Source organism: Flavobacterium sp. PL11, from assembly GCF_035985025.1.
Taxonomy (GTDB): Bacteria; Bacteroidota; Bacteroidia; order Flavobacteriales; family Flavobacteriaceae; genus Flavobacterium.
In genome coordinates, this window is sequence record NZ_JAXCIA010000022.1 from 20,617 (window position 1) to 34,239 (window position 13,623).

11 protein-coding genes are annotated in these 13,623 nt (G+C 32.2%); 10 read left to right on the plus strand and 1 reads right to left on the minus strand.

Features of this window, described 5'->3' with window-relative positions; translation table 11 throughout:
• Window positions 1-106: 106 nt before the first annotated feature.
• A complete protein-coding gene (locus RCH18_RS11875; protein ID WP_326936974.1) occupies window positions 107-1,411 on the plus strand; it encodes an amidohydrolase family protein in 1,305 nt (434 codons plus the stop codon).
• Between the two features lie 5 nt (window positions 1,412-1,416).
• The gene (locus tag RCH18_RS11880) at window positions 1,417-1,794 is read left to right on the plus strand and encodes a PH domain-containing protein (RefSeq protein WP_326936975.1); all 378 of its coding nucleotides are present in this window, start codon (window positions 1,417-1,419) and stop codon (window positions 1,792-1,794) included.
• Between the two features lie 93 nt (window positions 1,795-1,887).
• Here the strand turns inward: RCH18_RS11880 and RCH18_RS11885 are convergent, their stop codons facing one another.
• Window positions 1,888-3,735: a CocE/NonD family hydrolase gene (locus RCH18_RS11885; protein ID WP_326936976.1), complete on the minus strand. Its 1,848-nt coding sequence runs from the start codon at window positions 3,733-3,735 to the stop codon at window positions 1,888-1,890.
• A 397-nt stretch (window positions 3,736-4,132) separates the two neighbouring features.
• On the opposite strand from RCH18_RS11885, the gene RCH18_RS11890 reads away from it, so the two are divergent.
• From RCH18_RS11890 to RCH18_RS11925, 8 genes are all read left to right on the plus strand, one after another.
• A complete protein-coding gene (locus tag RCH18_RS11890) occupies window positions 4,133-5,317 on the plus strand; it encodes a hypothetical protein (RefSeq protein ID WP_326936977.1) in 1,185 nt (394 codons plus the stop codon).
• Window positions 5,318-5,784: 467 nt separating this feature from the next.
• Complete coding sequence (locus RCH18_RS11895) at window positions 5,785-6,408, plus strand: GNAT family N-acetyltransferase (protein ID WP_326937004.1); 624 nt, start codon at window positions 5,785-5,787, stop codon at window positions 6,406-6,408.
• Window positions 6,409-6,477: 69 nt separating this feature from the next.
• Window positions 6,478-7,671: an argininosuccinate synthase gene (locus tag RCH18_RS11900; RefSeq protein ID WP_326936978.1), complete on the plus strand. Its 1,194-nt coding sequence runs from the start codon at window positions 6,478-6,480 to the stop codon at window positions 7,669-7,671.
• A 285-nt stretch (window positions 7,672-7,956) separates the two neighbouring features.
• Complete coding sequence (gene argC, locus RCH18_RS11905) at window positions 7,957-8,934, plus strand: N-acetyl-gamma-glutamyl-phosphate reductase (protein WP_326936979.1); 978 nt, start codon at window positions 7,957-7,959, stop codon at window positions 8,932-8,934.
• An 82-nt stretch (window positions 8,935-9,016) separates the two neighbouring features.
• Window positions 9,017-10,156 (plus strand): aspartate aminotransferase family protein, encoded by a 1,140-nt coding sequence (locus RCH18_RS11910; protein WP_326936980.1) that lies wholly within the window; start codon window positions 9,017-9,019, stop codon window positions 10,154-10,156.
• Window positions 10,157-10,491: 335 nt separating this feature from the next.
• Window positions 10,492-11,688 carry a glutamate-5-semialdehyde dehydrogenase gene (locus RCH18_RS11915; RefSeq protein ID WP_326936981.1) on the plus strand — a complete coding sequence of 399 codons (1,197 nt, stop codon included), beginning with the start codon at window positions 10,492-10,494 and terminating at the stop codon, window positions 11,686-11,688.
• Window positions 11,689-11,795: 107 nt separating this feature from the next.
• Window positions 11,796-12,554 (plus strand): glutamate 5-kinase, encoded by a 759-nt coding sequence (proB, locus tag RCH18_RS11920; RefSeq protein WP_326936982.1) that lies wholly within the window; start codon window positions 11,796-11,798, stop codon window positions 12,552-12,554.
• Window positions 12,555-12,631: 77 nt separating this feature from the next.
• Window positions 12,632-13,621 (plus strand): N-acetylornithine carbamoyltransferase, encoded by a 990-nt coding sequence (locus RCH18_RS11925; protein WP_326936983.1) that lies wholly within the window; start codon window positions 12,632-12,634, stop codon window positions 13,619-13,621.
• The last annotated feature ends 2 nt before the right edge of the window (window positions 13,622-13,623 follow it).

Consider the following 13,623-nt stretch of genomic DNA (forward strand, 5'->3'; position numbering starts at 1 on the left):
AGCATCAAATTAGGTATTTACAAATATAGTGTGCTAGAGACAATAAATTAAAATTTTAAATTAATGACTTTGAAAAAAGCTAAGCAACTTTAAAAATATAACAACAATGAATAAGAAAATATATCTTTTATTATTGGTATTTGGTTTATCAATACATCTAAAAGCACAACAAATACCTGCATTAAAACAAAGTAAATCAGTTTTAATACTCAATGCAACTGCACATTTAGGAAATGGCAAAATTATAGAAAACAGTGCTATTGGGTTTGTAAATGGAAAAATCAACTTAGTTGCAGACGCCACTGTAATTCGTTTAGCTAAAGATGCTTACGATATAACAATTGACGCAAGCGGAAAACATGTGTATCCTGGATTTATAGCTCCAAATTCTACACTTGGTTTAGTTGAAATTGATGCTGTTAAATCATCAGATGATGAAGGAGAAATTGGCGTTATGAAACCACATATTCGAAGTATTATTGCTTACACCGCAGACTCTAAAGTTGTCGAAACGGTAAGACCAAATGGGGTTTTAATGGCCCAAATAACGCCTCGTGAAGGTAGAATAGCTGGAACATCATCTATTGTACAGCTTGATGCATGGAATTGGGAAGATGCACTAATCAAAGAAAATGACGGAATTCATGTGAATTTCCCTTCTACTTTTAAAAGAAGTGGTTCTTGGTTTGAGCCAGGTGGAATTGAAGCTAATAAGGATTATCCAAAACAAATAGCGGAATTAGCCGCTTTTCTTTCTGATGCTAAAGCGTATTTAGCAAGCGCTTCAAAGGACAGAAATGTAGTATTAGAAGCTGCAAAAGGAATATTTGATGGAACTCAGACTGTTTTTATCAATGCTAATGAGGAGAAGCAAATTACGGATGCAGTACAATTTGCCAAAGAAAATGGTATTAAGAAAATGGTAATTGTAGGAGGTTATGAAGCTTACAAAACAGCTGAATTATTACAAAAAAACAATATTAGTGTGCTGTTGAGAAGAGTACATGAAATGCCATTAAAAGAAGATGATGATATTGACCTTCCATTTAAATCAGCAAAATTATTATCAGATAAAGGAGTGCTTGTAGGTTTAGAAAATAGTGGTAGTATGGAAAGAATGAATACCAGAAATTTACCGTTTTTAGCAGGAACCTGCGTGGCTTACGGAATGCAAAAAGAAGAAGCTTTAAAGCTAATCACCTCTAACACTGCAAAGATACTAGGTATTGATGCCCAATGTGGTACACTAGAACAAGGTAAAGATGCAACCTTATTTATATCAGAAGGTGACGCACTAGACATGAGAACTAACAAATTGACAAATGCTTTTATTCAAGGTAGATCAATTAGTTTAGAAACACACCAAACTAAATTAAATGATAAATACAAAACGAAATATAATCAAAAATAAAAATTATGGGACTATTTAATGCCATATTGGGCAATGCTTCAGAAGTTAATATTCAAAATGTAACAACAGAATTTGAACCTTTATTAATTCAAGGAGAAACAATTGAAAAAGCATATAAACTTATTAGAGACATGTTTATTTTTACTAACAAAAGATTAATATTAGCTGAAAAGCAGTTAGTGGGAACTAAAGTAGAATATATGTCTATTCCTTACACTAGTATTAAAAAGTTCTCAAAAGAGAGCGCTGGAATCTTAGATATGGATGCCGAGTTAAAAATTTGGTTAAATCATGATCTAAATCCAATTGTAAAACAATTTGGAAAAGGGGGTAATAATATAAACGAAGTGTATAAAATATTAAGCCAGCATACTTTAAAGTAAAAAGATTTATAATCAAAAACTAAAAAAGCACCAACTGTACTATTTACAGTTGATGCTTTTTAAATATCATCAAATCTTGTTCTACAATAAGACTTATTTCAAAACAGTAAACTGAATTTTTGAATCATTGTAAATTCGATGTGTTTGCTTTTGAAAATCTTCTGGTTTTGCATAAAATATATTATCTACAAATGTTTGCGGATTCAAATCAATTAATGGAAACCAAGTGCTTTGAACTTGAATTTGTATTTTATGTCCTTTTTTGAAGGTGTGAAATACATCTTGCAGTTTTATATTTACTTCGGTTTTTTGATTAGCTACAAAAGGCTCAGGCTTTGAAAAACTATTTCTAAAACGACCTCTCATTACTTCGCTTCTCACCATCATGTGATAATTACTCATTTTTAAATAAGGCGCTACTTCTTTAGTTTCTGGCTCATCTTTTGGGAATACATCAATAACTTTTACAATCCAATCGGCATCTGTTCCAGTTGTAGAAACTTGCAGTTTAGCCAGAATTTCTCCTGCCAGCGTTGTGTCATTATCTAAAATTTCAGTCTCAAAGACGATTACATCTGGACGTCTTGCAGCAAAACGCTGATCATCAGTCATGTATTTCCTTGGCGTCATTCCTTGTTGTTTTATATCCTCTGAGTAAGGAACGGGTTTTTTAGGATCGCTTAGAAATTCTTCAAAAGCAATATTTCTTTTAGCCATTTTAGTTAACTGATTTTCTTGCAAAAAGAAATCCTGCTTCTCCGTATTCTTTGGTGGCCAAGCATCATAGGTTTTCCAGTCCTTAGATCCCGAATCAAAAACATAAGCTTCTGGCAGTTTATTTTCACCTTTTCCATTATTCTTTAAGAAATGACGGAAAAAATTAGCTTCAATATTTTTTTGATAAAAACTAGAAATACTATCTCCAAAATTTATGTTACCAATTACTTGTTTGGCTGAATTTCGCGCCCAATCGCCATGACTCCAAGGTCCCATAACAAGTGTGTTATAATTTTTACTCGTTTTTTCAATTGTCGAATAGGTGTTTAAAGGTCCGTACAAATCTTCGGCATCAAACCAACCTCCTACTGTCATTACAGCAGGTTTAATATCTTTTAGATGTTGAAGAATATCACGTTTTTGCCAAAAATCATCATAACTAGAATGATCTTTTAACTGTTGCCAAAACTCGTTGTCTTTTCCATAATATTTATCTAAATTCGATAAAGGACCTGCATCCAAGAAAAATTGATAATCGTCATTTGTACCTATTTCTGGAAATTTAAACCAAGATTCAGTCGTACGTTTTGTTTTTTGAGGTCCAAATAATGGCGTCACTTTCCAGTAACTTAATAAATATGCACCATTGTGGTGAAAATCATCAAAAAAGAAATCAGCAATACAAGCTTGTGGAGAAACAGCCTTCAATGCTGGATGATTACTTAATAATGAATAAGTCGCATAAAAACCAGGATAGGAAATACCCCAAGTTCCCACATTTCCATTATTGTTACTCACATTTTTAATTAACCAATCAATAGTGTCATAAGTATCAGAGGCTTCATCAACAACAGTTTTCCCTTTTTTATTGGGAATAAAAGCACGCATATTATCATACAATCCATCGCTCATATATCTACCGCGAACGTCCTGATATACCACAATATAGCCTTCCTTCATCATGGTTTCACTCGGAGAAATACTGCGCTTTAATTGATCGTCTCCATAAGGCCCTGAATTGTAGGGTGTTCTTTGCATTATGATAGGATATTTTTTTGAAACGTCCTTCGGACTGTATATTGCCGTGAAGAGTTCTGCGCCATCTCGCATCTTAATATGGACTTCTTTTTTAGTGTAATTATCAGCCACATAATTTGTTGCTTTATCTTGTGCACAAAGAATTGTACCAACAAATAAAAGATAAATACTTAGTAATTTTTTCATAAATTTTTTGAATTAAAAATAATTTTAAAGATAAAAAATCTCCTTTAATATCATAACCACATTTATTGTTTTATTATACTAAGTTTAGCGTTGAGCAATTTTTTGTTTTCAGCCCATACTTTTGCTTCTACTATTTAATTATTTTTATAAAAAGCTTATTTATTGGAAAATATAAATAACTTGAAATTAAATACTGATCATACTCTTTCACTTGTGCAGCTAAAATCTTAGCTAGTTAGCTAAGAACGAGTATTATTAAATTTATTTTTACGTAGACTTAAGGTCAAATAATAAACAAATACAATTATTGAAATTAGATTTATAGACATATAAATTTTGCTACTTTTGATCATTCATTATTTTTAATATAATTAGTAGTTCCAAAAATAAATCACCAATGAAAAAAGTATTACTATTAATATGTTTAGTACTCTGCGTATTTGCTTGCGGCGTGAAGCAGACACAAAATTTATTAAGTTCGGGAAATTATGATCAGGCCATCAATAGTGCTCGTTCCTATTTACAGACTAATAAAAATAAAAAAGCAAAGCAAGATTATGTTTATTTATTAGAGGAGGCTTTCGCCAAAGCAAAAGAGCAAGATTTGAATTCAATAAAAATGCTAAATAAAGAGGCCAATCCTTCCCAATTGGAAAAAATATATACAACCTATTTACAGTTAAACCAACGCCAAGAGAATATTAAACCATTGTTGCCTTTAAAACTAATTAAAGAAGGACGGAATGCAATTTTCCCCTTTGATAATTATACTGATGAAATAATAGATAGTAAAAATACGCTTTCAGCCTATTTACATGCTAATGCAAAAAAATTATTGTCTACTTCAGACAAAATGAATTATAGAACAGCGTATGACGATCTAGAGTATCTAAACAAAATAAATCCCAATTATAAAAACGTTGTGCAGCTACTAGAAGATGCAAAGGTTAGAGGCGCTGACTATGTTTCGGTTTATACTAAAAATGAAACGAATATGATTATTCCCGTGCGCCTTCAAAATGATTTATTAGATTTCAGCACCTTAGGATTAAATGACAAATGGACCGTTTATCATAATGCTGAACAAAAAGGAATTTATTACGATTATGGATTAATAATCAATTTTAGACAAATTTATATATCACCTGAGCAAATAAAAGAAAAGGAATTTTCAAAAGAACGCATCATCAAAGATGGCACTAAAAAGCTGATCGATGCTAATGGAAAAGAAGTTTTAGATGATAAAGGTAAAGTGGTATTAGTCGATAATCTTAGAAAAGTAAATGCTACTATTTATGAGTTTAGACAATTTAAATCTTGTCAAATAACCGCTAAAATCGATTATATAAACTTAAAAAGTAAGCAAATTTTAAAAACATTCCCTATCACAAGTGAATACGTTTTTGAAAATATTCATGCAACTTATAAAGGAGACCGTCGCGCATCAGACGATAATTATTACTTATATTTTGATAAAAAATCGGTTATTTTTCCAAGCAGTGAGCAAATGATTTATGATACTGGTGAAGATTTAAAGAGTAAAATAAAAAACATTATTACTAATAATAGATTTAGAAATTAGTGTCTAATACTTATTTCGTAAAAAAACCCTTGACTTAAAACAGTCAGGGAGTTTTTTTTTGATTAAAGATAACAATACCATAAAAATTTGTTATTGTTAACCAAACAAATGATTCCTTGTTAAATTTTGTTTACTTTTGACCCAATGAAAATGAACAGTTTAAATATAAATCCAATCTCACGGACAAACAGACCTACTACTTCTCCCGAAGTACGGACGCTATTAGTATAGTTTCCACAAGTGTTCTGATATATTTTTATTCATTTTTTATTTTCTCGTTTTGAAATCAATCCTATTTTGTATTCGAACATTATACCCAAAATCTATATTTAATTTACTGGTTTTAGGTCATCATCTTATTTATTGTTTAACAATATATAATTTTTGTGCTCTAGTAGTCATTGATGAAAGTTTATTTCAAAAACAAACGTCTTACATATTATTTAACTCAAAATTCAACTCTTGAAATGAATATTTCTATTATTGTAACTCAGGAAGAACATTATAAATATTCGCAAGAAATTTGCGATACCATAGAGTTATCCGCTCTATTAAGAGGTACTGGAATTGCAAAAAGAACTCCTGACTACATCCAGAAAAAAATGGAAACTAACGATGCTGTCATTGCATTGGTCGAAGGTCAATTTGCCGGTTTTTGTTATATCGAAAGTTGGCAACACGGAAAATTTGTAGCGCATTCAGGTTTAATAGTACATCCAGATTACCGAAATTTAGGTTTAGCTAAAAAAATTAAATCATTTGTATTTGACTATTCCTTAAAAAAATATCCTGAGGCTAAAGTTTTTGGGATAACTACAGGTTTAGCGGTAATGAAAATTAACTCGGACTTAGGATACAAACCTGTTCCCTTTTCTGAATTAACGAGTGACCCAAGTTTCTGGAAAGGGTGCCAAACATGCACTAATTATGAAATTCTAAAAAGTAAAGATAATAAGTTATGCCTTTGTACCGGGATGCTTTATGACCCGAAAGAAAAAGTTAAGGATCCACCAAAACATCCTTTCAACGTGAGGATTTGGAATCGTTTAAAAAAAATAAAGCAAGCCATTTTCTTAGAAAAATCAATATAAACTATAAATCTGATTTACTTTAAAACTGATACTTATTATCATGTAAGTTAGATCGAAAAAATAAATAAAATGAAAAAAGTAGTATTAGCCTACAGTGGCGGTTTAGACACATCGTATTGTCTGAAATATTTAAAAAATGAAAAAGGATATGAAGTACATACTGTCCTTATAAATACAGGTGGATTTGATGTAGAAGAACTTAATGCCATCGAGGAAAGAGCTTACGAATTAGGTAGCGCAAAACATACTAACCTAACAATTGTAGATAAATATTATGACAAAGCCATAAAATATTTAATTTATGGCAATGTATTAAAAAATAACACCTACCCATTATCAGTAAGTGCCGAGCGCGTTTTTCAAGCGATGGAAGCTATAAAATATGCCAAATCTATGGGTGCTGAAGCAATTGCTCATGGAAGTACTGGTGCTGGTAATGACCAAATACGGTTTGATTTAATATTCCAAACCATAGCTCCCGAAATTGAGATTATCACTCCTATCAGAGATCTAAAATTATCTAGGCAAGAAGAAGTAGATTATTTAGCAAAAAATGGAGTTCATTATTCCTGGGAAAAAGCGCAATACTCGATCAACAAAGGATTGTGGGGAACTAGCGTAGGAGGAAAAGAAACATTAACTTCAGGAAAACCATTGCCTAATGAGGCTTATCCATCACAATTACATAAAGAAGGCGAAGAAAAAGTAACTTTAGAATTTATAAAAGGAGAACTAATTGCTATAAATGGCAAAAAAGATAAACCGTCCAATAATATTGTTGCTCTTGAAAAAATAGCCAATTTATATGCTATCGGTCGAGATATTCACGTAGGCGATACAATTATTGGCATCAAAGGCCGAGTTGGTTTTGAAGCCGCTGCTCCTTTGATTATTATTAAAGCCCATCATTTATTAGAGAAATACACTCTTGGAAAATGGCAGCAATACTGGAAAGAGCAATTAGGAAACTGGTACGGGATGTTATTTCACGAAGGACAATTTCTTGATCCTGTGATGAGAAACATTGAAGCTTTCCTTGAAGACACTCAAAAAACAGTGAATGGAACAGTAACTGTTTCTTTAAAACCATATCATTTTTCGCTTGACGGAATAGAGTCTGAAAATGATTTGATGAATACAGGTTTTGGACAATACGGCGAAATGAATAATGCGTGGACATCTGATGATGCTAAAGGATTTATTAAAATTTTAGGCAATGCACAAAACATATTTTCATCAGTGAATAATGAAACTTATGAATGATAATAATTAGTTTTTGGGCGTGACCTTCTGTAACCCCGATTGCTATCGGGGATGGGTCGGGCTATATGCTGTATCTTTTGTTGCGCTAACGCTTCACAAAAGGAAGCGGCCTCTATCCCTCACGCACTCGTCTAGCCAAAACAGTTTAAGATTATTTATTACCTTCTACACGGTCTTTTTCAGAACTTGTAGACATGATTTAAAATATTTAAAAACAACTAAAAGGTAAAAGAACGTACAGGAGAATAGTAAAAGAAATTCAGTTTTAAAAAAATAATAGAAATTATGATCAACGTTGGAATAATAGGTGGTTCAGGATATACTGCAGGGGAATTAATCAGAATATTAATGTTTCATCCTAAGGCTAAATTAGATTTCGTTTATAGCACAACTAATGCAGGCAAACCACTTTCTGTGGCGCATCATGATTTATTAGGTGACATCGAAATGAATTTTACTGACACTGTAAATCCAGCTGTAGATGTTATTTTCTTGTGCTTAGGACATGGCAAGTCTAAAGCATTTTTAGCGCAACATCAGTTAGCAAGTACCACTAAAATTATCGATTTAGGTAATGATTTTCGCTTGACCGCAGATAAAAAATTTAACGCAGGCACTTTCGTTTATGGACTACCGGAGCTGAACAAAACAGCAATTATAAATGCTCAATTTATAGCTAATCCAGGTTGTTTTGCAACAGCCATTCAATTAGCATTATTGCCTTTGGCGGAAGCCAAATTGCTGAATCATGACGTTCATATTAATGCCACCACCGGAAGTACAGGAGCTGGCGTTTCTCCATCAGAAACCACACATTTTAGTTGGAGATCTAATAATATGTCACATTATAAAGCTTTTGAACATCAGCACTTAGGCGAAATTAACCAAAGCGTGAATCAGCTGCAGGCAGACTATAAAAATGAATTAATTTTTGTTCCAAATAGAGGTGATTTTGCTAGAGGAATTTTTGCAACATTATACACTACAGTCGAGGAAAAGCTGGAAAATATATTGGAAAAATATGAAAATTTTTATAAAGATCAGCCTTTCGTAATTGTGACCACAACAAACATTAATATGAAACAAGTGGTGCAAACCAATAAATGTATCATCAGTTTAATGAAAAAAGGAAACCGATTATTAATTACCTCAGTGATTGATAATTTAGTAAAAGGAGCTTCAGGCCAAGCGATTCAGAATATGAATTTAATGTTTGGATTAGATGAAAGCACAGGACTACATTTGAAACCATCAGGATTTTAAAGACATTTATTCGGTTAATCGATTAACTGTTTAATCGATTAACCGATTAACCGACTAAACTATTAAACAAAAATAAAAAACAATGAATTTATTTAACGTTTACCCATTATATGATGTAACTCCGGTAAAAGGTCTAGATTGTATCATTACTGATGACAAAGGAATTGAATATTTAGATCTTTATGGTGGACACGCCGTAATTTCTGTGGGTCATACACATCCTGAGTACGTGGCAAAGCTCAAAGATCAATTAGATCATTTAGCGTTTTACTCAAATGCGATTCAAAATCCAATTCAAGAGGAATTAGCTAAAAAATTAGGAAAATTATCTGGCTGCGAAAATTATGATTTATTCTTGTGTAGCTCAGGCGCTGAAGCAAATGAAAATGCTTTAAAACTAGCCTCTTTTGTAAATGGTAAATCAAGAGTGATTGCTTTCCATAATTCCTTTCATGGACGAACTTCAGCTGCTGTTGCAGTAACTGACAATGAAAAAATTAATGCCCCTTTAAACAAACAACAAAAAGTAACATTCCTGCCATTTGATGATATTGATGCCTTAGAAAAAGAACTTGCAAAGGGAGATGTCTCATCTGTAATAATTGAATCTATTCAAGGTGTGGGTGGATTAGATCAAGCTTCGACATCGTTTTTTCAAACGCTGGAAAAGTTGTGTAAAACTTATGAAGCAGTTCTCATTTTAGATGAAGTTCAAGCCGGATACGGACGAACTGGCAAGTTTTTTGGATTTCAACACCATAACGTTACGCCAGATATAATAACTATTGCTAAAGGAATGGGTAATGGTTTTCCTATTGGAGGCGTACTAATTGGTCATCATATCGCAGCAGTTTATGGCATGTTAGGAACAACCTTTGGCGGTAATCATTTATCGTGTGCAGCAGGAATTGCAGTTTTAGATATTATCGAAAAAGAGAAATTAATGGAAAATGCAGTAGCAATTTCTACCTATTTTCAAGAAAAAATAAAAGAAGTCCCAGAGGTCATTAAAGTTAAAGGTAGAGGACTAATGCTAGGCGTAGAATTTGATTTTGATGTAAGTGCCTTGCGAAAAAAGTTAATTCTTGAAAAACATATTTTCACTGGAAGTGCCAGCAATAAAAACTTATTAAGAATCCTTCCTCCACTAACAATCAAAAAAGAAGCTATTGATACTTTTATCAATGCTTTAAAAGAAAGTTTAGCAGAGTTGAAATCATAAATAAATCTTTTTCAAAGTTTAAAACTTTGAAAAAGATAAAAATAAGGTGATTTTTGAAAAAAAGTTTAACAGCGTTAAAGTACTATTTAAGAATTATTCGCTAGAGGTTGACATTAAGACAACCTATAAAGTGATTTATAACCAAAAAAAGGTAAGATTTTAAATTATTCTAAAAGTCTTTGACTTTTAGAATCAGAAACAAAAGCATTATTTCTTGCCTCAAGTTTTTCTCTTATCAATTGCCACGGGTTTAAACCCGTGGCAATTGATAAAAAATTTAGGACAAATAGACCAATTGGCTGCAACGAACACGCTCAAATATTTAAATAAAAACTATGAACCATTTACTACCAATACAAAAACGAGATTTAGTTTTAAGCAGCATGGTGGAGCTTTTAGAAAAAGAGAGAGCCAGTCTTAAAACTACAAATCAACAGGACATAAGTAATTATTCTGGAGAGGACTTGGCAATGGAAAAACGCTTATTAGTTGACGATGCTAAGATTGATGGAATGATTTTATCTTTGCAACAATTAGCCTGTCAAGAAGATCCTATTGGTGTCGAACGTTTTAATTTTGACCATTCAAATGGAATGAAAATCATCAATAAAACCGCTGCTTTTGGAACCATAATGATTATCTACGAATCTAGGCCTGACGTTACGGTAGAGGCTGCTGGAATTGCTTTTAAGTCAGGGAATAAGATCTTGTTAAAAGGTGGAAAAGAATCTTTACTGTCTAATTTGAAAATTATCGACCTATGGCATCAAGCTTTAAAAGAAAATAATATTTCAACAGATTGGGTAGAATATTTGAACTATAATCGCCAAGAAACACAGACTTTCTTAGAAACACCAACACAAAAAGTCGATTTAATTGTTCCTCGTGGTGGAGAAAAATTAATCGCTTTTGTAAAAAAACATGCTACTTGTCCTGTAATAATAAGCGGTCGTGGAAATAATTTCGTTTATGTAAACGCTCATGCTGACTTAGACCAAGCACTTGCTATTATCATAAATGGAAAGACCTCAAATATTTCGGTTTGTAATGCTTTAGATAAAGTTTTAATAGATACTAATTTAGAGAATTGGGAAGAATTTGCCAAAAAATTAATTACCGAATTACAGCTAAAAAATATCACTGTTTTAGGCGATCAAGGGATTTCAAAAGTAGCTAATATTCGCCAAATTGAATCTGATTTAATTTGGCACGAAGAGTTCTTAGATTATAAAATTGTAATTGGAACCACAAATTGTGATCAAGAAGCTATTGATAAAATTAATAAGTATTGCGGTGGACATTCAGCATCAATCATTACCAGAAATGTTTCCACTGCGCAGTATTTTATGGAAAATGTAGATACTGCGGCAGTTTATCAAAATGCTTCTACCCGATTTACTGATGGAGGACAATTTGGCCTTGGAGGCGAATTAGCAATAAGCACTGATAAATTACATCAGCGCGGACCAATTGGTTTACAACATTTGGTTACTAATAAATGGTATATTTACGGGGATGGGCAGATAAGATAGATTGTTAAGCATTTGGCTATTTGCTTTTAGCTTTTAGCCATGTTAAATTGAAATTATATTACAAGTCGTAACGCCAACAGCTAAAAGCTAAAAGCCAAAAGCATAATATGAAAAAAAGAATATTATTAAAGTTAGGAAGCAATACATTAACTAAAGAAACCAATTATATTTCGAGAGGAAAAATTGAGGATATAGGTATACAAATAGCTGAATTACAAAAGGATTATGAATTTATAATTGTGAGTTCAGGTGCTATTGCTGCTGCCAAACAATTTGTAAGACTAGAAAACCAAGATAAAGATGTTTTTGTAAAACAAGCGCTAGCCTCTATTGGTCAACCCCATTTGATGCGGATTTATCATGAAAGCTTTAGTGATTTAGGATTGTTGATTTCGCAATGCTTGCTTTCTTATTCTGATTTCGAAAAAGAACAATCTAAAGTCAATATTGTAAATACTATTAATGTATTAGTTAAGAATAATTACATCCCAATAATAAACGAAAACGATACTGTAGCCACTGATGAAATTCAGTTTGGAGACAATGATAAGTTAGCCGCATTGACAGCCGTTTTATTAAAAGCTGACCTTCTAATTATAGCCACTAACACCAATGGTATTTACACTAAATTATCAATCGATAACGCTATTCCGGAAACGATTACGCTTGTAACTGACTTACAATTGATGAAAAAAGAAATAGGTGATTCAAAATCCTCACATGGAACAGGCGGAATGCAATCTAAAATAGAAGCAACAGCAATAGCAAAAGCTGCAAATATCGAAACTTGGATCGTCAATGGACTAAATGATAATTTTATTCTGAAAGCTTTAAGAGACGAAATTCCTTTTACTAAAATAATTTAAAAATTGGTTATGTGGTTAATCTTTTATTCGTTTACACCTTTAACCAATTAATCAAATAATCAATTAAATAAAAAAAAATGAATTACATATCAATACAAGACATAGAATCGCTTAAAAAATGGGTCAAACAAGCAATAAAAATCAAGAAAAAACCACTTAAAAACAAAAAACTGGGTAAAAATAAAACCTTAGGAATGTTGTTTTTCAATTCAAGTTTAAGAACACGTTTAAGCACACAAAAAGCAGCATTAAACTTAGGGATGAACGTAATGGTAATGAATTTTACTAGTGAAGGTTGGACACTTGAGTTTGAAGACGGTGCTATTATGAATTCTGGTGCATCCGAACACATTAAAGAAGCGGCTGCTGTAATTTCCCAATATTGCGATATTATCGCTATTAGAGCTTTTGCTGGATTAGTAGATAAAGAAAAAGACAATGCCGAAATCGTCCTTAACGGTTTTTTAAAACATGCTACAGTTCCTATTGTCAATATGGAAAGTGCAACTGGTCACCCACTACAGTCACTAGCAGATGCAATCACCATGGCTGAACATAAAACAAAACATAAACCTAAAGTAGTGCTATCGTGGGCTCCACATCCAAAAGCATTACCACAAGCTGTCGCAAATTCATTTGTGGAAATGATGCAGTTACAAGATGCAGAATTTGTAATCGCTCATCCTGAAGGATACGAATTAAATCCTGAAATCACTAAAAATTCTACGATTGAATACGACCAAAATAAAGCATTTGAAAATGCTGATTTCATTTATACTAAAAACTGGAGTAATTATAAAGAATATGGTAAAATCACAAATTCAGACTCTAACTGGACCGTTACAGCTGATAAAATGAAATTGACCAATAATGCTAAATTTATGCATTGTTTACCGGTAAGACGTAATGTAATTGTAAGTGACGAGGTTTTAGATAGCGAAAATTCAATTGTTATTGAGCAAGCTAATAATAGAACTTATGCAGCACAACTGGTTTTACAAAAAATATTAAAATTCTGCGCAACAACATCAAATGGAAAGTTTCCAAGCACTGGAAAAAAGAAATAAGA

Coding starts and splice junctions, on each gene's coding strand:
- RCH18_RS11875 (WP_326936974.1), top strand. CDS start 107: ATGAATAAGAAAATATATCTTTTATTATTGGTATTTGGTTTATCAATA.
- RCH18_RS11880 (WP_326936975.1), top strand. CDS start 1,417: ATGGGACTATTTAATGCCATATTGGGCAATGCTTCAGAAGTTAATATT.
- RCH18_RS11885 (WP_326936976.1), bottom strand. CDS start 3,735: ATGAAAAAATTACTAAGTATTTATCTTTTATTTGTTGGTACAATTCTT.
- RCH18_RS11890 (WP_326936977.1), top strand. CDS start 4,133: ATGAAAAAAGTATTACTATTAATATGTTTAGTACTCTGCGTATTTGCT.
- RCH18_RS11895 (WP_326937004.1), top strand. CDS start 5,785: ATGAATATTTCTATTATTGTAACTCAGGAAGAACATTATAAATATTCG.
- RCH18_RS11900 (WP_326936978.1), top strand. CDS start 6,478: ATGAAAAAAGTAGTATTAGCCTACAGTGGCGGTTTAGACACATCGTAT.
- argC (WP_326936979.1), top strand. CDS start 7,957: ATGATCAACGTTGGAATAATAGGTGGTTCAGGATATACTGCAGGGGAA.
- RCH18_RS11910 (WP_326936980.1), top strand. CDS start 9,017: ATGAATTTATTTAACGTTTACCCATTATATGATGTAACTCCGGTAAAA.
- RCH18_RS11915 (WP_326936981.1), top strand. CDS start 10,492: ATGAACCATTTACTACCAATACAAAAACGAGATTTAGTTTTAAGCAGC.
- proB (WP_326936982.1), top strand. CDS start 11,796: ATGAAAAAAAGAATATTATTAAAGTTAGGAAGCAATACATTAACTAAA.
- RCH18_RS11925 (WP_326936983.1), top strand. CDS start 12,632: ATGAATTACATATCAATACAAGACATAGAATCGCTTAAAAAATGGGTC.